Raw genomic sequence first — 20,507 nt, 5'->3', positions numbered from 1 at the left:
GTCGTGACGCGCCTGACTTTGTTGTCGACGTCCGACACCGACCTGCTGTCGGCGCGGTCGAGCGGTGCCGACTGGGTGCTCGGCAACCCGTCGCGCCTCGACGTGTCCACCGAACTGCCCGCTCTGCTCGACGGATCCGACCTGGTCGTGGTGCGGATCCTGGGTTCCGCCCGCAGCTGGCGATCGGGGCTCGACACCGTGCTCGCCGCGGGTGTCCCGGTGATCGTCCTCGGCGGCGAACAGACCCCGGACGCCGAGCTCATGGAGCATTCGACGGTGCCGATCGGCATTGCTGCCGAAGCGCATCGCTATCTCGCACACGGCGGCCCGGCCAATCTCGGGCAGCTCCACGCCTTTCTGAACGACACCGTGTTGCTCGGTGGTGACGGTTTCGAACCGCCCGCCGAGCTGCCCGAATGGGGTGTGCTCGACCGTCCCGAATCGTCCGGCGGCGCGCGGTTGCCGCGCGTCGGCGTGTTGTTCTACCGAGCCCACCACACCAGCGGAAACGTCCAGTTCGCACACGACCTCGCCGACGCGATCGACGCGACCGGCACGGCTCGTGGCGTGGTGATCCACTGCGCGTCGCTGCGCGGTGCGCCCGACGACCTGCTCGCCGAACTCGGTACCCTCGACGCGCTGGTCGTGACGGTGCTGGCGGCCGGTGGCACTCGACCCGCGACCGTGAGCGCGGGAGGTGAGGACGAGGCGTGGGACGTCGGAGCGCTCGCCGCGCTCGACATCCCGATCCTGCAGGCCCTGTGCCTGACGTGGAGTCGCGACGACTGGGCGGAATCGGACGACGGTGTGTCACCGCTCGATTCGGCCACGCAGATCGCCGTCCCCGAATTCGACGGGCGCATCATCACGGTGCCGTTCTCGTTCAAGGAACTCGACACCGACGGCCTGCCCCGCTACGTCACCGACCCGGAACGGTGTCGACGTGTCGCCGGTATCGCGGTGTCGCACGCACGATTACGGCATGTACCTCCGGCACAGCGCCGGATCGCGGTCATGTTGTCCGCCTATCCGACCAAGCATTCCCGTGTCGGCAATGCCGTCGGCCTCGACACGCCGGTATCGGCGATCCGGATGCTGCGCGCGCTGCGCGATGCCGGATACGACCTGGGAGACGGCTTCCCCGGCATGGACGTCGAGGACGACACCGAGGCCGGAAACGCCCTCATCCACGCCCTGATCGATGCCGGCGGGCAGGACGAGGAATGGCTCACCGCCGAGCAACTCGCCGGAAATCCGGTGCGGGTGAGCACCTCCGACTACCTTCGGTGGACCGACGGTCTACCGGCCGAGCTCACCGACGCCATGATCGAAGCGTGGGGACCGGCACCGGGACGGTTGTTCGTCGACGGTGACGCCATCGTGCTGGCGACCCTGCAAGCCGGCAACGTGGTGCTTATGATCCAGCCGCCCCGCGGATTCGGCGAGAATCCGGTGGCGATCTACCACGATCCCGACATGGCACCCTCGCACCACTACCTCGCCGCCTACAAGTGGGTCGAGCACGGCTTCGGTGCCGACGCCGTGGTGCATCTCGGCAAACACGGGTCGATGGAGTGGCTGCCGGGCAAGAACGCGGGTCTGTCCGCCGCCTGCGCGACCGACGCCGCGATCGGTAACCTGCCGCTGATCTACCCGTTCCTCGTCAACGATCCGGGCGAAGGGGCGCAGGCCAAACGCCGAGCGCACGCGACGATCGTCGACCACCTCATCCCGCCCATGGCGCGCGCCGAATCCTACGGCGACATCGCTCGTCTCGAACAGCTGCTCGACGAGTACTCGAACATCGCCGCGATGGATCCGGCGAAACTGCCCGCGATCCGGGCGCAGATCTGGACGCTCATCCAGGCGGCGAAGCTGGACCACGATCTCGGACTCGACGACCGCCCGCACGACGCCGAATTCGACGACTTCCTGTTGCACGTCGACGGATGGTTGTGCGAGGTCAAGGACGCGCAGATCCGCGACGGCCTGCACGTCCTCGGCGACGCGCCGACCGGCGAGGCGCGAGTGAATCTCGTGTTGTCGATACTGCGGGCCGCGCAGGTGTGGGGCGGCAGGAGCAACGCCGTCCCGGGTCTGCGCACCGCACTCGGGCTGAAGTCCGATGCTCCGTCGAAGGAGGTCGATGCCGTCGAGAGCGTCGCGCGGTCGCTCGTGGAGGCCATGGAGGACGACGGTTGGCACGCCGGGTCATCTGCACGCATCGTCGAAACCGTGCTCGGCCATCCTGATTCCGAGGTCGCGAGGGTGCTCACCTTCGCTGCCGACGAAGTGGTTCCCCGCCTCGCGGGCACAAGGGTCGAACTCGACGCGGTGCTGCACGCACTCGATGGTGGATACGTCCCGGCCGGTCCGTCCGGCTCACCCTTGCGCGGCCTGGTCAACGTGCTGCCGACCGGGCGCAACTTCTACACCGTCGACCCGAAAGCCGTCCCGAGCCGGCTCGCCTACGACACCGGTGTCGCGTTGGCGGACAATCTGATCGGGCGGTATCTCGCCGACACGGGGGAGTACCCGCAGTCGGTCGGCCTGTCGGTGTGGGGGACCTCGGCGATGCGCACCGCCGGCGACGACATCGCCGAAGTGCTCGCACTCATCGGTGTGCGGCCGGAATGGGACGCCGAGTCGCGTCGGGTGCGCGAACTGACCGTGATCCCGCTCGAGGAACTCGGCCGGCCCCGCATCGACGTCACGGTCCGGATCTCCGGCTTCTTCCGGGACGCGTTCCCACACGTCATCGGGATGCTCGACGACGCGATCCGCATGGTCGCCGCCCTCGACGAACCCGACGAGCAGAACTACGTGCGAGCCCACGCTCGGCGGGACGAAGCCGAACACGGCGACGCCGACCGTGCGGTACGGCGCATCTTCGGATCGAAGCCCGGCTCGTACGGTGCCGGCATCCTGCAACTCATCGACTCAGGCAACTGGCGTACCGACGCCGATCTCGCCGAGGTCTACACGGCCTGGGGCGGATTCGCCTACGGGCGTGGGCTGCACGGTGTTCCGGCCGCCGACGACATGCGTGCGAACTATCGACGGATCGCGGTGGCGGCGAAGAACACCGACACCCGCGAACACGACATCGCCGACTCCGACGACTACTTCCAGTACCACGGCGGCATGGTCGCAACGGTGCGGGCGCTGACGGGCACCGACCCGAAGGCATACATCGGCGATTCCACCACCCCCGATGCGGTGCGCACCCGCTCACTGGCGGAGGAGACCGCACGGGTCTTCCGCGCTCGGGTCGTCAACCCGCGGTGGATCGGTGCGATGCGCCGGCACGGCTACAAGGGCGCATTCGAACTCGCCGCGACCGTCGACTACCTGTTCGGCTACGACGCCACTGCCGGTGTGGTCGAGGACTGGATGTACGAGTCGCTCGCACAGAACTATGCGCTCGACCCGGAGAACCAGCAGTTCCTCCGCGAAGCGAATCCGTGGGCGCTGCGCGGGATCGTCGAACGGCTCACCGAGGCGGCCGATCGCGGGCTGTGGTCCGAACCGGATCCCGAGACGATGAACAGACTGCAGCAGGCCTATCTCGACGTCGAGGGCGATCTCGAGGACCGGGGGTGAGGGTTCGGCTCATCGGGATCGGCCCCGGGGGACCGGACGATCTCACGGTGGCGGCGGTGCGCGCCCTCGAGAGCGTCGACGTCTTCCTTGTGCCCGACAAGAAGCGGGGCGTGGACGATCTCGTGGCGGTCCGCGAAGAGATCCTGCGCCGTCACACTTCCGGCTCCTATCGGATGGTCGTGGTGCCCGACCCGCCCCGCGACCGGAACCCGGAGCGCTACGGAGACGAGGTGCGCGACTGGCACGCCGCCCGCGCCGAGGCATACGAGACCGTTCTGCTCGAACAGGTTCGGGAGGACGAGACGGTCGGCTTCCTGGTCTGGGGGGATCCGAGCTTGTACGACAGCACGATCCGCGTCGTCGAACGCATCCTCGAACGCGGGAGGGTGTGGTTCGACTACGACGTCGTTCCCGGTATCAGCAGCGTGCAACTGCTCGCGGCCCGACATCGTCTCGTGCTCAACACCATCGGCGGGCCGATCACCGTGACGACCGGTCGTCGGTTGCTTCGGGACGTCGCAGCGGGTGCGTCGAACATCGTGGTGATGCTCGACGGCGGCCTTGCCTGCGCCGACCTCGACGGGACGTGGAGCATGTGGTGGGGTGCGAATCTGGGAACCGACGACGAAGAACTCGTCGCGGGCAAGCTTGCCGAGGTGCTTCCCGCGATCCGTGAGGCCCGTGCGCGGGCCAAGCAGGCCCGCGGCTGGGTGATGGACACCTATTTACTGCGGCGAGGGTGAGTTCCGTTCGTCCGGAACCGTTCCCCGCGCATACCAGGCGCGGGCGTCGAGCGAGAACGGTCCGGACGGAAGAGCAGCACGGCAGGCATCACGCACTGCGACGCGGTGCCTTTCGGACATCGAGACCAGGTGCCGACCGGCCGGTCCCACACCGAACGTGAAGGGTTCCCAGAAGTCGGAGAAATCGGCGTAATCGGCGCGCGCGGACAGGGCGCCGCCGACCACCTCGTGCAGACCCGCCCGCCGAAACCGGTCGGCGATGTCGCCTTCGCTGGTACCGGGCAGTGTCCTCTCACCCGGAGTGCCGGGCTCGACCGTTCCCACTGCGGTCCAGAAGACGCGGAGCATCGTCATCCCGCCGGCCGTGGTGTCCCACATGCACGCGGCGACGGTGCCGCCCGGACGGGTCACCCGCACCATCTCCCGCACACCCAGTTCGGGATCGTTCATGAATCCGAGAACCAACGATGCCAGGGTGACGTCGAACGTTCCGTCCGGCCACGGCAGGTTCTCGGCCACCCCGACGCGGACGTCGATCTCCGGTGCGATCTGCCGGCACGCCGCCGCGAACTGGGGAGCGGGATCGATCGCTGCGACGTTCGCTGCACCGACCCGGGCGACCAGTTCACGGGTGAGCCCACCCGGTCCGCATCCCACGTCGCAGACCCGATGCCCGCCCCTCACCCCACCCGCGTCCGCCAGGGCGGGCGCGAGCGTCGCTGCGTAGCGGCCCATGAAGCGGTTGTACTGTTCGGCCGGTCCGGCGAACTGCATGTACTCAACCTATCGGCCCGATCGGTGGCCTCGTGGCCGTTCACATCGTCCGGATCGGGTCACTTCTCGTCGTCGTCCGAACGCTCGACCACCTCGGGGGCGTTCTCCCGGGTCGCCATACCGCCGTTGCGACCGTGATCGACCGGACCCGGCGGGTCCTTGCGCACCTCGTCGTCCTTCTTCTTCGACGTCGTCACTTCTACCTCCGTACGCTGGGCCGACTCGTGTCCGGGCGGATACCCGCAGACGTGCACGCGCACACTTCGGGTGGCGTCGGGTCGCCGGACCGGATTGACTGGACCCAACGACACGAGGAGGCAGCATGCAGATCCGTGACAGGGTTTTCGTCGTCACCGGTGGAGGCAACGGGATCGGACGCGACGTCGTCCTCGAACTCCTCGTGCGTGGGGCGCGGGTCGCGGCGGTCGACCTCCGCGCCGAGGCTCTCGACGGCACCCGTGCCCTGGCGGTCGCGTACGACGACCGTCTGACCACCCACACGGTCGACGTTTCCGATCGCGCCGCCGTCGAAGCCCTGGTGGGCGAGGTGACCGCAGCACACGGGCGGGTCGACGGGGTCGCCAACGTCGCCGGCATCATCCAGAAGTTCGTCCCGTTCGCAGACCTGCCGTACGACGAGATGAACAAGGTGCTCGACGTCAACTACTGGGGCGTCGTCCATATGTGCAAGGCGTTCCTCCCCGAGCTGCTGAGTCGTCCCGAGGCGAGCCTGCTCAACGTGTCGAGCATGGGTGCCTTCGTGCCGGTGCCGGGCCAGTCGGTCTACGGCGCGAGCAAGGCGGCGGTCAAGCTGCTCACCGAGGGCCTGTACGCCGAACTGCGCACGACGAAGGTCGCGGTGACGCTGGTGTTCCCCGGCGCCGTCCGCACCGGCATCGCCGAGAACTCCGGTGCCGCGATCCCGGGACGCAACACCGATGCCTCCGTCAGGATCACCTCGTCCGCCGAGGCCGCACACAGGATCGCCGACGCGATCGAGAAGGGCACCTTCCGGGTGTGCATCGGCAAGGACGCGATGATGCTCGACCTGCTCGCCCGGCTCGTGCCGCGTCGCAGCATCGAGTTCCTGGCGAAGAAGATGGGCTCGCTCGTCGAGCGCTGACCTACCGTCGACCGGTCCGCAGCGGATGCGGCCGGGGCGGGACGTCCGTGGGCGACCGGCTCAGCACGATCGGCAACCACTGCGACGTCATCACGATCATCACCAGCCATTCGGCGATCAGCGCGGCGGTGGGGTGATGCGGTGCGTTCGTGATCATCCCCGCCTGCGACCAGTACGCCAACAGCCCGAAGAACGACGACAGCCCCGAGCCGAGCATCGCGAGCGACGCCAGCTTCCATCGTCGCAGCCACAACGCCAGCGTCGAGATCACCACCCCGAACACCAGGGCCAGGACCGCGAAGATCCGCAGCGGCACCGCCACGGGCGCAGTGTCGCCGAACCAACTGCCGAAGACCGTCCACGACCACGCCGACGACGTCTGCGGAAGCAACATGCACACCGTCAGGACGACGACGCAGATCGCCAGGACCTTGCCGCGGCGACCGGCGTCGAATTCCCCGGCGACCTTCTTCTCGATCCGGGCGAAGTCGTTCCGATAGGCCGACAGGTCCGCGCTCGTACCGTCCGCGCTCATGCCTCGACCTCTCCGTTCCGACACATGGGTGGCCATTATGCGCCGGACGCCGATGTGACCTCGCTCATGTCGTCCACCTGCAATTTTGCTCCGCCACACCCCCTCGGGGCCGGTGCCGGTGTGGCGCCGCGGCGCACCGGGTACTGCCCCATACGAACCCGATCGAGGGAGAGCGAGAATGCCGGACCAGGACCAGTACCGCATGCAGCACCCGGGCGAACAGCACCCGGTTCCACCGCTCGAGGAGCAACCGGAGATCGCCTATCCCGGCGCGACCGCCGATCTGCTCTCCGCCCCGGACCACGGTGAGGCGACGTACCGGGGGAGCGGACGACTCGAAGGGCGTCGCGCCCTGATCACCGGTGGTGATTCCGGTATCGGACGGGCGGTCGCAGTGGCCTTCGCGCGGGAGGGCGCCGACGTCGTCCTGGCCTATCTCGACGAGGAGGACGAGGACGGCAAGCGGACCGCCGAACTCGTCGAACAGGCGGGACGCCGCGCGGTGCGCATGCCCGGCGACATCCGGGAGGAGGAGTTCTGCCGACGATTGATCGACACGACGGTGTCCGAACTCGGCGGCATCGACATCCTCGTCAACAACGCCGCCTATCAGCATCTCGAGCCCGGCGGCATCGGCGACATCTCCACCGAACAGTTCGACCGCGTGATGAAGACGAACCTCTACGCCCTGTTCTGGTTGTCGAAGTTCGCGGTCGCCGCGATGGGGCCGGGTTCGACGATCGTCAACACCACCTCGATCCAGGCGGTGAGTCCGTCGCCGGGTCTGCTCGACTACGCAACCACGAAGGCCGGCATCGTCGACTTCACCAAGGGCCTCGCCTCCGACGTGGCGGGCAAGGGCATCCGCGTCAATGCGCTTGCACCCGGCCCGATCTGGACACCCCTCATTCCCGCGACCATGCCGAAGGACGCGTACGAGCAGTTCGGCAAGGACACCCCGCTCGGTCGCCCCGGCCAACCCGCCGAACTCGCCCCGGCCTACGTCTTCCTCGCCTCCCAGGAGTCGAGCTACATCACCGGGGAGACCATCGCCGTCACCGGCGGGGTCCCGTTCACCTGAGGATCAGAGCGCGAAATGGTCATCGGAGCGCGTAACAACGCGTACCGATGACCATTTCGCGCTCCGGAGTTCACGAGGACTGCATGTCGAGCAGCTCCGACACCGTCACGAAACGGTAGCCTTCGGCGCGCATGCGACGACGAGGGTTCTTCGGCCGGATGCCATTCGGATATGGTGCCTCATCCGGTGTCGATGGGTGGCGGACGCCCGGTTGCGCGGTTCCGGGACCGACGTCGGGTCTTGTACTGTTCGTAGCGACGTAGGGAACAACGGTGCGAATCCGTGGCTGTCCCGCAACTGTCACCGAGGAGTGATCCCCCAACAGCATGGTCACGGCCCATACGGGTTGGAAGGCCGGGGGCGAGCGTCGATCCGGGAGCCAGGACACCTGCGTCGCCGAAGCAGGACCCACGAGGATGGACATGAACAATTCGATATTCACCGCCCGTACGAGGCGGTATTCGGTGGTGCGCGTCGGCGTCGCATTGATGGCGGCGGCGCTGACCGTGTCGGGATGCTCGTCGAACGACGAACAATCGACTCCGCCCGAGCCGGACACAGCCGCGTCGGCGTACCCGCTCACCATCGAGAACTGCGGCAGGACGCTCACCGTCGACGCGCCACCACAGCGGGCGGTGTCCCTGAATCAGGGATCCACCGAGATCCTGCTGTCGCTCGGTCTCGCCGACCGCATGGTCGGCACCGCGACCTGGACCGATCCCGTTCGGGAGAACCTCGCCGACGAGAACGCGAAGGTTCCGCGTCTGGCTGACAACAAGCCGTCCTTCGAGGTCGTGCTCGACACGGAACCGGATTTCGTCTCGGCGTCCTTCGGCGGCACACTCGGCGCCGGTGGGGTCGCCGAACCTTCACAGTTCGAACAACTCGGAGTGCCTGCCTACCTCTCGCCCACCGATTGCGACGGCAAGGACGACAACAGCGTCAACGCCGACGGCAACCGCACCGAACCGCTGACCATGGGCGCGGTGTACAAGGAGATCCGAGACCTCGCCGCGATCTTCGACGTGCGTGAGCGCGGTGAGGAGTTCGTCGCCGAACTCGAACAGCGATACGAGAACGTGTCGGGGCAGGTGAACGCGGCCGGCGTGTCGCTCGCCTACTGGTTCGCCGACATCGAGACGCCCTATGTGGCGGGTTGCTGCGGGTCGTCGGGAATCATCACCGATTCGGTTGGAGCGAAGAACGTCTTCGACGACACCACCAACGAGTGGCCCCAGGTGAGCTGGGAATCGATTCTCGACCGCAACCCGACCGCACTCGTGCTGGCCGACCTGAGTCGCCGGAGCGTCACCGGGGACGCTCTGGACAGCAAGATCGAGTTCCTGGAATCGAATCCGGTCACCCAGCGCCTGAGCGCGGTGCAGAACCGGCGGTACATCGTGGTCAACGGCGCCGACCTGAATCCGTCCATCCGCACGGTCGACGGCATCAAGAAGGTCGCCGACGCCCTGCGCGAGTGGAATCTCGACAGCTGATGGTGACGTCCACTGCCCGGCGACCCTCGAAGGGGCGCCGGGCTCCGGTGGCCGGTGTCGTGGTGGTCGCGGGGCTGATCGTTCTCGCACTGTCGATCGCCGTGACCGTCACGATCGGCCCGGCGGAGTTGTCCGTCGTCGACGTGTACGCGGTGATCTTCGACCGTCTCGGCTTGGCCGACAGTTCCGTCACCGCGATTCGGGAAGGGATCGTGTGGGAACTGCGTCTCCCGCGCACCTTGCTCGCGGCGGTGTGTGGTGCCGGACTTGCGGTGTGTGGCGTGATCATGCAGTCGTTGTTACGTAATCCGCTGGCGGATCCCTTCGTGCTCGGCATCTCCTCGGGTGCCTCGACCGGCGCGGTGATGATCGCAGTGCTGGGCATCGGCGGGGGTGCCGTGTCGTTGTCGGGCGGAGCGTTTCTCGGGGCACTCGTCTCCTTCGCACTCGTGCTGCTGCTGGCGACCGGGGCAGGGGGCGGGACCTCCCGTGTGGTGCTGGCCGGAGTGGCAGGAACACAACTGTTCTCGGCGCTGACATCGTTCATCGTCATCTCCTCCGCCGACGCGGAACGCACTCGGGGAGTGCTGTTCTGGCTACTCGGTTCCCTGAGCGGAGCAACCTGGACCGACGTCGCGCTCTGCGGAGCGGTCTGCGCCGCCGGAATCGTGGTGTGCCTGGTGAAGGCGTCGTCGCTGGACGCCTTCACATTCGGTTCGTCGACCGCCGCGACCCTCGGGATCGCGGTCGGACGTACCCGTCTGCTGTTCCTCATGGTGACGGCGTTGATCACCGCCGTCCTGGTCAGTGCAGCAGGGGCGATCGGGTTCGTCGGGCTGGTGCTGCCCCATGCGGCCCGTTTCCTGGTGGGCCCGCGGCACAGTCGTCTCGTTCCGGTCACCGCCGTCGTCGGGGCGGTCTTCATGGTGTGGGTCGATGCGGTCGCCCGCACCGTCTTCGCACCGCAAGAGGTTCCCGTCGGTGTGGTGACCGCACTGATCGGCGTGCCGGCCTTCGCACTGATCCTCTTCCGTACGAGGAGTACTCCGTGACACTGTCCGCAAAGTCGCTGCGGTGGAGCCGCGGCGGACATCTCGTCGTCGACGACGTGACGATCGCTCCCGTGCCCGGGGAGACGATCGGACTTCTCGGACCGAACGGGTCGGGCAAGTCGTCGTTGCTCCGCCTGCTGGCCGGAGTCGATCGTCCGGACTCGGGTGCGGTGACGCTCGATGGCACCGATATCCACAGCCTCGGCCGTCGAACACTGGCTTGCCGCGTCGCGATGGTCGGGCAGCACGCCCACACCGAGGTCGACATCCGGGTACGGGATGTCGTGCGGCTGGGAAGAATTCCGCACGCCGACGTTCTCGGCCGTGACGACGGCGGGGACGCCGCCATCGCACATGCGCTCGAGGTGACCGGAATGACCGAACACGCCGACCGGTTGTGGCGAGCGATGTCGGGTGGTGAACGTCAGCGCGCACAGATCGCCCGAGCTCTGGCGCAGGAACCCGAAGAACTGTTGCTCGACGAACCGACCAACCACCTCGACATCCAACACCAGCTCGACATCCTCGAACGGGTCGTAGCGTTGCCGGTGACGACCTACGTCGCGCTGCACGATCTCAATCTCGCGGCGATGTTCTGTGATCGAGTGATCGTTCTCGAGAAAGGGCGGGTCGTTGCTCACGGAGCTCCGGCCGAGGCGCTGACGGAACAGATGATCCAACAGGTCTACGGTGTGCGTGCCGCGGTCTCCTACGAAGGGGGGACACCCGTCATCCGTTACCACCGGATTCGCGCCTCGTCCTACACGTAGCAGGATTGCCGCGCGAAATGGTCGTAGGAGCGCGTAATTACGCGCTCCTGTGACCACTTCGCGCTCCGGAGTTCACGATTTGAAGACACAGTCGCCGCACAGCCCGCCGCCGGGCGTGCGGTAGTAGAGGCAGCAGCTACGGCGTCGACCGGTCGTCGCGTCGAGGGCGTCGGCGAGACGCCGATCCTTCAGTAAGGCGTCGATGTGGGGCCGGGCGTCCGAGCCGATCATCTGCGCCGTGCCGACCAGGGCCGACGCCGTGTTCCCCCACAACAGCCCGGACGCGGCCACCTCGCTCCACCCGTCGACGAGCGGCTCGACCTGCGCGTCGAGCACTTCGACCGCCACCTCGCCACCGAACTCGGGTTCGACGATGTGCAACTGCAGGCCTGCGTCGTCGCGCCACAGCAACTGCTCGGGATCGAGTCGGACGCACCGGCCGGAGTCCACGACGGAACCGATGGCCACCGACCACAGGCGGGCGACGTAGCCGAAGAAGAACGTCGACGCCGCGACCCGCATCTCGTCGGTACCCATCCGCGCGGCAGTCGTGGCGACCAGTGCGTCGCGGACGGCGGGATCGCGCAGATCGGAGGTCGGATGCCACGTGTCGTCGACGGGACCGGTACCCACCCGGAAGTACGGGCTCCACGCACCGATGCGTTCGAGCATCCCGACGACCTCGGACACGAATTCCCCTCAGGGTCGAGGCGAGGTCATCTTCCTCCATCGCCGCTCGCCCGCATCGTAGTGGACGAGACCGAGACGCTCGAACTCGTCGAGCCACCCCCGCATCGGCCACCAGCCCCAACGTTGGTGGAACAGCGCGGCGTTGGTGAGGATGTCGTCGAGATGCTCGACCGGCGGGTTCGACACCGGGTGGTACTGGTGGAAGGCGTGGGCGCCGCCGACCCAGGCCATCGGCACTCCGGCGCGCGCGGCCTTCTGCCCGAAATCGGTGTCCTCGCCGCCGTATCCGCTGTAGGCGGTGCAGAACCCGCCGACGCGGTCCCACACGAGCGACCGGGCCGCGAACGACAGCGACCAGAACAACTCGTGCCTGTCGTCCAGCACGATCTCACCCGAGGAGGGGAAGGGACGTGCCGGATGCGGATCGATCGAGTCGACCAACCAGTCGAGATCGTAGCCGCCGGTGTCCGGTTCGGACAGATAGGTGACCGGACCGTTGAGCAGCGCAGCCGGGTGCCGACCGGCCGCCTCGGCATACCGTTCGATGAGGTCGGGAGCGGGGATGCAGTCGACGTCGAGGAAGACGAGCAGATCCGACGACGCCCTCCGCGCACCCAGATTCCGCGCCTCCCCGACCGGCAGTTTCGCGGAGTCGACGTCCATCTCCACCACCCGCGCAGACGATCCCGCAGCGGCGACCACCTCCGCGACCTCCGGATCGCCCATCGCGACGACGATGTGCTCGTCGGGTGTCCGGGTGCTGCGGGCGAGGCCGTCGAGTTGCCGTCGCAGATGCGTGCCGCGACCCGCGGCGACGGTGACGACCGAGACCGTCATGACCTCTCCGCAAGTTCGTCCACAATCGCCGCCGCGCGCCCCGCGGCACCGTCCACCTGCCAGCGTTTCCATTCGACGGGGTCGAGGCTGCGTGCTCGCTCGATCAGTTCGGGCCAGCGGTCCGGGTCGGGCCACCCGTCGAGACCCACCGCGAGTCCGGCCTTGTCCAGAGCCGTTGCGGTGGAGTGCTGTTCATCGAACGGTCGGGGCTCGGCGATGACGACTGCCGGTCGCGCGGCGGCCGCGATGTCGGCGACGGTGTTCTGGCCCGCGTGCCCGATCACGACGTCGGCGCCGGTGAGGACGGGCCACGGATCGTCGATCCACGGGCCGCCCGCGACACCGAGACCCTCCCATTCGTATTGGGGAAAGCGCGACGAGAACCGGTGCAGGTCGTCGACGGTGATCGACGACCCGCCGCTGCCGCTCATGACGAGGACCCTCGGCTTCTCGCCGGCCACAGGGGTGGGGGACGGGCGACCGTCGAAACGGCTGATGCCGCCTACGTACGAGGTTGGATACCGGCGCAGCCAGCGCGGGTCGTAGACCTCCTGCGACCACGGTGCGACGAGATGGTCGGCGACGCTGTAGGCCAACGTGTGCGCGGTGTCGGTGCGGTCACCCGGCATCGCGAGCACCACCACAGGGATGCCGTACAACCGGGCGAGGAGCGTCACCTCCACCGACACGTCCACCACCAGTAGGCTCGGGCGCGTCGCGGCGATCCACGATCCCAGTGCGTGCATGCGCTCGCGGAGACCGTCGTCGTGGGTGGGAACCCAGTGGAGGACATCGTGAGCCGTCGGGTTCTGCGCGGTGTCGATGGCGAGGTCGTCGCGGGGGAGAAGCACCACGTCGTCGAAGGCGTCGGCGGCGGTGCCCAGCGGCACCGACGACAATGCTGTCACCGGCGTCCGCAGATGCGCGCAGATGCTGCTCGCACGGGTGCGGTGTCCGTGCCCGTGGTGATGGATGTAGTAGCCGATCATGCCGCTCCCGCGAGTTCCCGATACAGCGAGACGTACGCATCGACCATCGTGCGTTCCGAACAGCGTTCCTCCGCGCGGGCCCGGGCGGAGGAACGGGACAGGCCGACCGCGCGGGGTATCGCCGCGGCCAGGCCGTCGATGTCGTCCGGCGCGACCAGGCATCCGCTGCTCTCGTCGACGACCTCCGGGATGCCGCCGCGCGCGAAGGCCACCACGGGTGTCCCGCACGCGAGGGACTCGGCGACGACGAGCCCGTACGGTTCGTCCCATTGCGGGGTGATGAGTGCTGCTGCCGAACGTCCCACCGCGGCAGCGAGATCCGGCTGGGAGAGATGACCGAGATAGATCACGTCGGGACCGAGGAACGGTTCGACGTGTTCCGCGAAGTACCTGCGGTTGCTGATCGGGCCCGCGATCCGCAGCCGGTAACCGGCTCGGCGCGCGACCTCGATCGCGAGATGCGCGCCCTTCTCCGGTACGAGGCGGCCGAACCAGATCAGGTCCTCGCCACCCGAACCGACCGGCCACGCTCCGAGATCGACACCGTTGGGCACGACCGCCACCGGACCGGGCGTGGCGTGTTCCCAGGCCGTCGCGGTGTGCCGGCTGACCGCGACGAACGTGCCCGGGCACCCACCCGGCGTCGCCATCGCCGACTCGAGCCACGGTGTCGGCGGCGTGTGCAGCGTGCAGAGCAACGGAGTGCGCAACATGCGGGCCATCGCGATCGGCAGGTAGTGCAGGCTGTGGTTGTGCACGACGTCGAAGGCATCGGCGGACGGTCCGGCGAGATCGAGCATCAGCGACAGGTAGGCGTGGTGGTCGCCGAGGAAGCCGTTCGCCGGGGGCATCGACACATCGCTGCGTGCGAGTTCGCTGGCCTCGAAGGACGGCACCTCGAAGAACGAGGCCGGAAGGTCCGGATCGGATCCCGGTGCGGCGAAGAGCGTCACCTCGTGGCCGTCCTTGCCGAGCGCGTGGGCGAGATGCCACACGTGTGCTTCGAGTCCGCCGGCGAAGGGCTGGCGGATCGGATACCGGTTCGACGCGATGAGCGCGATGCGCAACGGCGTCATGATCCGCTCCGGCCGCTCATCGCACGCAGGTAGATGTCACGATGGGCGCGGGCCAGCGCGCGACGCTCGTCCATACGTTGCGACCAGTCGGCTCGCGGAAGATCCCTGCTCTCGTACAGTTCTCGCACACACCGATCGAGGGAGTCGGCGTCGAAGGTGTCCTCGTCGTAGGTGTACACACCGCACCGGCGTTGCTCACCGTAGAAGCCGCAACTCGGCGCGATCACGGCGGTGCCGAGGTCGAAACACGCCTCCAGCCAACCCGAATGGGTTCCGAAACGATAGGGCAGCACCGACACCGACAGATCCGAGAGGTACTGCCACAGTTCGTCGTCGGAGAAGTACGGATGCACGCGCACGTCCACCTGGGATTGCTCGCCGTACTGCAGGATGCGGGAACCGGCTTCCGGGTTGTACCAGTACGCATTGTCGGGATCGAAGATCTCGTCGTGCACGTCGATCTGCAACACCGCATCCGGAAGGGACCGTACGGTCTCGGCCAGGGTGTCGAGCACCGGGAACAGATCCATGTTCGCGCGCAGGCTCTTCGCGTGGACTCCCACGACGAACGGACTCTCGTCGCGCCGCGGCCGCTCGAGCCAGTGCTGTTCGACGACGTGCGGATGCGGCAGGACCGTCGCCTCCCGGCCCCAGCGCACTCGGATCCGCTCGGCTGCGCCCGGCGTGAGGGTGATCAGTTCGTCCGCGGCCGGAATCAGCACGTCGAGTTGCTTGTGGTGCTCACCGGGGGTGGGATGGTGCGGGTTCCGCAGGTCGTGCACCGTGTACACGAGAGGCTTGTCGTGCGCGGCGAGTTCGGCGACGACGTCCTGCAGCTGCTCCGCGCCGATCGCGTCGAATCCGAAATGGATGTGGAAGACGTCGAATTCCTCGTGGTGGTCGCTCACCCAGCCCGGCTCGAGCATCAACGGCGGCCACCAGCCACCGGGAACCTTGCGGCCGTCGGCGGGAACCGGATCCGTCAACCGGATCACGTCGTCGCCCTCCGGGCAGGCGAGGTGCCGGACGTAGACGTGCGACGCAGGTACCGACGCGATTCGAATCACCACAGCCGACCCTCTTCTCCCTCGTGCGACATTCGCCGTACACACCGAAAGGCCGGGAACGCCGTCCCCGGCCATCGTCCGGTGCCCTGCGGCTACCCCTACGGGATGGTCTTCACACGTCCCTGCCCGACTCGTCCGGTCTTCACTAGGGTGGCGGTAGGCAACGATCATCGAGCGAAAGGATTCGGTATGGGTGTGAGCTTGGCCAAGGGCGGCAACGTTTCGCTGTCGAAGGAGGCTCCGAACCTGACGGCGGTGACGGTGGGTCTCGGCTGGGACGTGCGTGCGACGACCGGCGCGGACTTCGATCTCGACGCCAGCGCACTGCTGACGAGCGAGAACGGCAAGGTCCTGTCCGATCAGCATTTCGTCTTCTACAACAACCTGCGTTCGCCGGACGGCTCCGTCGAGCACACCGGCGACAACCTCACCGGTGAGGGCGAGGGCGACGACGAGAGCGTGAACGTCGACCTCGTCGCCGTTCCCGCGGAGGTCAAGTCGATCGTCTTCCCGGTGTCGATCCACGACGCCGACGCGCGGGGCCAGTCGTTCGGTCAGGTGCGCAACGCGTTCATCCGCGTCGTCGACCGCGCCGACGGCCGGGAACTCGCCCGGTACGACCTCACCGAGGATGCGTCCACCGAGACCGCGATGGTCTTCGGTGAGCTGTACCGCCACGGTGGCGAGTGGAAGTTCCGCGCCATCGGCCAGGGCTACGCCTCGGGCCTGGCGGGCATCGCGCGGGACTACGGGGTCAACGTCGGCTGAAAATGGATCTCAACGGACGAGCTTCCACTTCTTGTCGTGCCGGTAGAAGGTCGACCGCTTGAGAGCCCGGGGGTTCGCGACCCCGTCGCGGGTGACGACCGCGGCGGGGGAACCCAACTGCATGGCCCGGCCCGTCAGCCACTTGTAGCCGCCGAACCAGCGCGGCCGGTCGATCGCGGCCCGCAGACCGGGCATCGCCGGCGTGGGTTCGACACGGATGCCGGGCACCGTGCCGGAGAACAGGCGGGTGTCGTCGACGTAGGCCTCCCCGACGAGCGCATCGCCGTTCTCGCCGCACAGCAGCGCACGGCCGACGAGGGCGATACCGGCGTCGTCGCGGATGAGCGGCAACGGCTTCGCGACCCCCTGGAGGGCGACGGTGGCGGCCTTCGACCCCGTCCGCAGCCCGTACGCCTCCGTGGCCGGCGTTCGTGTCTCCGGGACGTACGCGACCTCCAGGTCGAGACGTTCGGTGCGCATCAGCCGGGTGACGGTCGCGGCGAAGGCCGCGTCGTTGCCTACGAGGACCAGACGAGGGTCCTCCACCGACTCGAGATGCGCGAAGACGTCCTCGAAGTCGTCCTTCTCGGGGAGGGCAGGCGCAGACAGTGCGGTCACGGGGGTCAGCGCCAACGGCAATGGCACGTCACCGCATCTGAGCACTACCGGGGTCAACGGGTCTCCTCGAGGGGTCGGGTTCGTCGGGCTCTCGGCTGCGTCCACTGTAATGGGAAGCCGGTGGGGGAGGGCGGCGGCGACCCGCCACCGCGCGCCGCAGCTCCGGGCGCTTGGGCAGTCCCGTCATTCGCGCTCGTCGGAGGGTGGACTACACTGTGGTCCCGGCTGCTGCCCGGTTGGGCAGGACCCTGCAGGCGAGACCGCCCGCACGTAGACACCTGCCTGAGGAGAGCGCGACATGCCGGCAATCGTCCTGATCGGAGCCCAGTGGGGCGACGAGGGCAAGGGCAAAGCTACCGATCTACTCGGCGGACGTCTGCAGTGGGTCGTGCGCTACCAGGGTGGCAACAACGCCGGTCACACGGTCGTGCTGCCCAACGGCGACAAGTTCGCCCTGCACCTGATCCCGTCGGGCATCCTGACGCCCGGCGTCAACAACGTCATCGGCAACGGTGTCGTGGTGGATCCGGGTGTGCTGCTCACCGAGCTCGAAGGCCTCGAGAAGCGCGACGTCGACACGTCCCGTCTGCTGCTCTCGGCCGATGCGCACCTGATCATGCCGTACCACGTGGCCATCGACAAGGTCACCGAACGCTTCCTCGGCAAGAAGAAGATCGGCACCACCGGACGCGGTATCGGCCCCTGCTACCAGGACAAGATCGCCCGTGTGGGCGTGCGGGTCGCCGACGTGCTCGACGAGAAGATCCTCACCCAGAAGGTCGAGGCCGCACTGGAATTCAAGAACCAGGTGCTCGTCAAGATCTACAACCGCAAGGCGCTCGACCCACAGCAGGTGGTCGACGAGGTCCTCACCCAGGCCGAGGGTTTCAAGCACCGCATCACCGATACGCGCCTCGAACTGAACAAGGCGCTCGAGCGCGGCGACACGATCCTCCTCGAGGGTTCGCAGGGCACGCTGCTCGACGTCGACCACGGCACCTATCCGTACGTGACGTCGTCCAACCCCACCGCCGGCGGCGCCGCTGTCGGTTCGGGTATCGGCCCCGCGAAGATCTCGACGGTGCTGGGCATCCTCAAGGCCTACACCACCCGCGTCGGTTCCGGCCCGTTCCCGACCGAGCTGTTCGACGACCACGGCGCCTACCTCGCCAAGCAGGGTGGAGAGGTCGGTGTCACCACCGGCCGCGCCCGCCGCACGGGCTGGTTCGACGCCGTCATCGCCCGCTACGCCACCCGCGTCAACGGCATCACCGACTACTTCCTCACCAAGCTCGATGTGCTGTCGGGCCTCGACACCGTGCCGATCTGCGTCGGCTACGAGGTCGACGGTGTGCGGATCGACGAGATGCCGATGACGCAGACCGACGTGCACCACGCCAAGCCGATCTACGAGGAGATGCCGGGCTGGTGGGAGGACATCACCCACGCCCGCACCTTCGAGGAGCTGCCGAAGAACGCGCAGAACTACGTGCTGCGTCTCGAGGAGCTTTCCGGCGCCTACATCTCCTGCATCGGTGTCGGACCGGGCCGCGACGAGACGATCGTCCGGCGCGACGTCATCCGCTGACGGGGTAGCCTCCGGTCCGCTCCGATTCGTCGTCGGACGGGCACCGATCCCTCACTGCATGTTCACCGACGGTTCGCACGGACTGTGCACGCTCGTCCCGCACAGTCCGTCGGACCCCGGGGAGAACCATGTACGTGTCCCGTCGAACCCTGCTACGCACTGTCGCGCTCGGAGCCCTCGCGGCTCCGGTGGCGGCGTGCTCGTCGGGACGTTCCGTTGCAACGCCGAGCCTGGTTCGTGAGCGGCCGATCCTCACCCACGGTGTGGCCACCGGCGACGTGCGGGCCGACGGGGCGCTCGTGTGGGCGCGCTCGGATCGGCCGGCGCGGCTCGTCGTGGAGACGGCGGCCACCGAATCCTTCACCGATCCCGTCCGGCACGTGGGTGGACTGCTCACACCCGAGACCGACGGAACCGGCCGGCTGCGGCTGACGGGACTGCCGGCCGGTGAGCAGGTGCACTACCGTGTCGTCCTCGAAGGCGAGGACGGCGCCACGTCCGAGCCGGTGACGGGTCTGTTCCGCACCGCCCCGACCGCTCCCGGCGACATCAGGCTGCAGTGGTCCGGCGACACCGCCGGTCAGGGTTTCGGCATCAACCCCGACATCGGTGGGATGACGATCTTCGACACGATGGCCCGTCGCGACCCGCACCTGTTCGTGCATTCCGGTGACGTCGTGTACGCCGACAATCCGCTGAAGGAGACCGTCGAGCTGCCGGACGGTCGGATCTGGCGCAACGTCGTCACCGAGGCCAAGAGCGCCGTGGCGCAGACCCTCGACGAGTACCGCGGCCAGTACGCCTACAACCTCATGGACGAGAACTACCGGCGGTTCAACTCCTCCGTCGCGCAGATCGTGCAGTGGGACGACCACGAGACCGTCAACAACTGGTACGCGGGTGAGATCCTGGATCTCGAGCAGTACACCGAGAAGAGCGTGGACGTCCTGGCGGAACGGGCTTTCCGTGCCTTCCACGAGTGGCTCCCGCTCGATCCGGCGGAGGCCGTCGACGGACGCATCCACCGGGTCGTGCGGTACGGACCGCTGCTCGACGTCTTCGTACTCGACATGCGGACCTACAAGGACGCCAACGGCACCAACGTCGGCGCGGCGGGGCAGGTGCTCGGCAGCGCGCAGACGCAGTGGCTCATCGACGAACTCACCCGCTCGACTGCCACCTGGAAGATCATCGCCGCCGACCTCCCGATCGGTCTGGTCGTACCCGACGGTGACACGGCCTTCGAAGGAATCGCGAACGGGGACAACGGCGCTCCGTCGGGTAGGGAATCGGAGATCGCGCAGGTCCTGTCGGCGGTCAAGGCGCGCAGGATCACCGGCACCGTGTGGTTGACCGCCGATGTGCACTACACGGCCGCACATCACTATTCGCCGGACCGCGCTTCGTTCACCGACTTCGACGAGTTCTGGGAGTTCGTCTCGGGACCACTCAACGCCGGTGCTTTCGGACCCAACGAACTGGACGGGACGTTCGGGCCCGAGGCCGTCTTCGTGCACGCGCCCCCGGCGGCGAACACCTCGCCGATGGACGGATATCAGCACTTCGGGGAGTTGTTCATCGACGGCGCGACGAGGCAGATGCGGGTCGAGTTGCTCGACTCGCGCGGGACGGTCCTGTTCCGTCAGGTGCTCGATCCACCGTCCTGATCCCGCCCGCGCGGCGCGGGGCATACTGGA

General features: G+C 67.7%; 19 protein-coding genes and 1 riboswitch. Of the genes, 10 read left to right on the top strand and 9 right to left on the bottom strand.

The features are described 5' to 3' along the window. Nucleotides 1–3 precede the first annotated feature (3 nt). Both cobN and cobF read left to right on the top strand, forming a co-directional pair. The gene (cobN, locus tag ACWPOC_RS21735; RefSeq protein ID WP_085469172.1) at nucleotides 4–3,603 is read left to right on the top strand and encodes a cobaltochelatase subunit CobN; all 3,600 of its coding nucleotides are present in this window, start codon (nucleotides 4–6) and stop codon (nucleotides 3,601–3,603) included. Further along, nucleotides 3,600–4,346, top strand: coding sequence for a precorrin-6A synthase (deacetylating) (gene cobF / locus ACWPOC_RS21730; protein WP_059384564.1), 747 nt, complete (start codon nucleotides 3,600–3,602; stop codon nucleotides 4,344–4,346). Before cobN ends, cobF begins: the two co-directional genes overlap by 4 nt. Here cobF and ACWPOC_RS21725 read toward each other — a convergent pair. Both ACWPOC_RS21725 and ACWPOC_RS21720 read right to left on the bottom strand, forming a co-directional pair. Beyond that, nucleotides 4,329–5,120, bottom strand: coding sequence for a class I SAM-dependent methyltransferase (locus ACWPOC_RS21725; protein ID WP_059384563.1), 792 nt, complete (start codon nucleotides 5,118–5,120; stop codon nucleotides 4,329–4,331). The two genes, cobF and ACWPOC_RS21725, sit on opposite strands and share 18 nt — an antisense overlap. Before the next feature lie 59 nt (nucleotides 5,121–5,179). Beyond that, nucleotides 5,180–5,317 carry a hypothetical protein gene (locus tag ACWPOC_RS21720; RefSeq protein ID WP_016691526.1) on the bottom strand — a complete coding sequence of 46 codons (138 nt, stop codon included), beginning with the start codon at nucleotides 5,315–5,317 and terminating at the stop codon, nucleotides 5,180–5,182. Between the two features lie 125 nt (nucleotides 5,318–5,442). On the opposite strand from ACWPOC_RS21720, the gene ACWPOC_RS21715 reads away from it, so the two are divergent. Then, nucleotides 5,443–6,243: an SDR family NAD(P)-dependent oxidoreductase gene (locus ACWPOC_RS21715; RefSeq protein ID WP_016691527.1), complete on the top strand. Its 801-nt coding sequence runs from the start codon at nucleotides 5,443–5,445 to the stop codon at nucleotides 6,241–6,243. A 1-nt stretch (nucleotide 6,244) separates the two neighbouring features. Here the strand turns inward: ACWPOC_RS21715 and ACWPOC_RS21710 are convergent, their stop codons facing one another. Then, nucleotides 6,245–6,778 (bottom strand): Rv2732c family membrane protein, encoded by a 534-nt coding sequence (locus ACWPOC_RS21710; RefSeq protein WP_271037612.1) that lies wholly within the window; start codon nucleotides 6,776–6,778, stop codon nucleotides 6,245–6,247. Nucleotides 6,779–6,956: 178 nt separating this feature from the next. Here ACWPOC_RS21710 and ACWPOC_RS21705 point away from each other — a divergent pair, with 178 nt between their 5' ends. The 4 genes from ACWPOC_RS21705 (at nucleotide 6,957) to ACWPOC_RS21690 (ending at nucleotide 11,177) form a co-directional block, all read left to right on the top strand. Beyond that, nucleotides 6,957–7,859 (top strand): SDR family oxidoreductase, encoded by a 903-nt coding sequence (locus ACWPOC_RS21705; RefSeq protein WP_455409310.1) that lies wholly within the window; start codon nucleotides 6,957–6,959, stop codon nucleotides 7,857–7,859. A 213-nt stretch (nucleotides 7,860–8,072) separates the two neighbouring features. Continuing rightward, a riboswitch (cobalamin riboswitch) is annotated at nucleotides 8,073–8,269 on the top strand. Nucleotides 8,270–8,347: 78 nt separating this feature from the next. Beyond that, a complete protein-coding gene (locus ACWPOC_RS21700; protein ID WP_183070759.1) occupies nucleotides 8,348–9,355 on the top strand; it encodes an ABC transporter substrate-binding protein in 1,008 nt (335 codons plus the stop codon). Then, entirely contained in the window at nucleotides 9,355–10,407 is a 1,053-nt protein-coding gene (locus ACWPOC_RS21695) for a FecCD family ABC transporter permease (RefSeq protein WP_085469045.1), read from the top strand. The genes ACWPOC_RS21700 and ACWPOC_RS21695 overlap by 1 nt, the downstream gene beginning before the upstream one ends. Further along, nucleotides 10,404–11,177: an ABC transporter ATP-binding protein gene (locus ACWPOC_RS21690; RefSeq protein ID WP_455409309.1), complete on the top strand. Its 774-nt coding sequence runs from the start codon at nucleotides 10,404–10,406 to the stop codon at nucleotides 11,175–11,177. Before ACWPOC_RS21695 ends, ACWPOC_RS21690 begins: the two co-directional genes overlap by 4 nt. A gap of 72 nt (nucleotides 11,178–11,249) precedes the next feature. Here the strand turns inward: ACWPOC_RS21690 and ACWPOC_RS21685 are convergent, their stop codons facing one another. The 5 genes from ACWPOC_RS21685 to ACWPOC_RS21665 are packed head-to-tail and all read right to left on the bottom strand — an operon-like array spanning nucleotide 11,250 to nucleotide 15,836. After that, nucleotides 11,250–11,867, bottom strand: a complete 618-nt coding sequence (locus tag ACWPOC_RS21685) for a (2Fe-2S)-binding protein (RefSeq protein ID WP_455409308.1) — start codon at nucleotides 11,865–11,867, stop codon at nucleotides 11,250–11,252. 9 nt (nucleotides 11,868–11,876) lie between these two features. Next, nucleotides 11,877–12,704, bottom strand: a complete 828-nt coding sequence (locus ACWPOC_RS21680) for a glycosyltransferase family 2 protein (protein WP_455409307.1) — start codon at nucleotides 12,702–12,704, stop codon at nucleotides 11,877–11,879. After that, nucleotides 12,701–13,693, bottom strand: coding sequence for a glycosyltransferase (locus ACWPOC_RS21675; RefSeq protein WP_455409306.1), 993 nt, complete (start codon nucleotides 13,691–13,693; stop codon nucleotides 12,701–12,703). Before ACWPOC_RS21675 ends, ACWPOC_RS21680 begins: the two co-directional genes overlap by 4 nt. Then, a complete protein-coding gene (locus tag ACWPOC_RS21670; RefSeq protein ID WP_455409305.1) occupies nucleotides 13,690–14,769 on the bottom strand; it encodes a glycosyltransferase in 1,080 nt (359 codons plus the stop codon). The genes ACWPOC_RS21675 and ACWPOC_RS21670 overlap by 4 nt, the downstream gene beginning before the upstream one ends. Then, nucleotides 14,766–15,836: a glycosyltransferase family 1 protein gene (locus tag ACWPOC_RS21665; protein WP_455409358.1), complete on the bottom strand. Its 1,071-nt coding sequence runs from the start codon at nucleotides 15,834–15,836 to the stop codon at nucleotides 14,766–14,768. Before ACWPOC_RS21665 ends, ACWPOC_RS21670 begins: the two co-directional genes overlap by 4 nt. Nucleotides 15,837–16,025: 189 nt before the next feature. On the opposite strand from ACWPOC_RS21665, the gene ACWPOC_RS21660 reads away from it, so the two are divergent. Beyond that, nucleotides 16,026–16,604, top strand: a complete 579-nt coding sequence (locus ACWPOC_RS21660; RefSeq protein ID WP_006552942.1) for a TerD family protein — start codon at nucleotides 16,026–16,028, stop codon at nucleotides 16,602–16,604. Nucleotides 16,605–16,613: 9 nt separating this feature from the next. Here ACWPOC_RS21660 and ACWPOC_RS21655 read toward each other — a convergent pair whose 3' ends face one another. Beyond that, nucleotides 16,614–17,267: a hypothetical protein gene (locus ACWPOC_RS21655; RefSeq protein WP_174247114.1), complete on the bottom strand. Its 654-nt coding sequence runs from the start codon at nucleotides 17,265–17,267 to the stop codon at nucleotides 16,614–16,616. A 253-nt stretch (nucleotides 17,268–17,520) separates the two neighbouring features. On the opposite strand from ACWPOC_RS21655, the gene ACWPOC_RS21650 reads away from it, so the two are divergent. Together ACWPOC_RS21650 and ACWPOC_RS21645 are read left to right on the top strand one after the other, a co-directional pair. Then, a complete protein-coding gene (locus ACWPOC_RS21650; protein WP_006552940.1) occupies nucleotides 17,521–18,810 on the top strand; it encodes an adenylosuccinate synthase in 1,290 nt (429 codons plus the stop codon). 128 nt (nucleotides 18,811–18,938) lie between these two features. Beyond that, entirely contained in the window at nucleotides 18,939–20,477 is a 1,539-nt protein-coding gene (locus ACWPOC_RS21645) for an alkaline phosphatase D family protein (protein WP_455409304.1), read from the top strand. Nucleotides 20,478–20,507 lie beyond the last annotated feature (30 nt).

The organism is Rhodococcus sp. 5G237, assembly GCF_053764735.1.
This window is presented reverse-complemented; position numbering and strand designations above follow the sequence as displayed.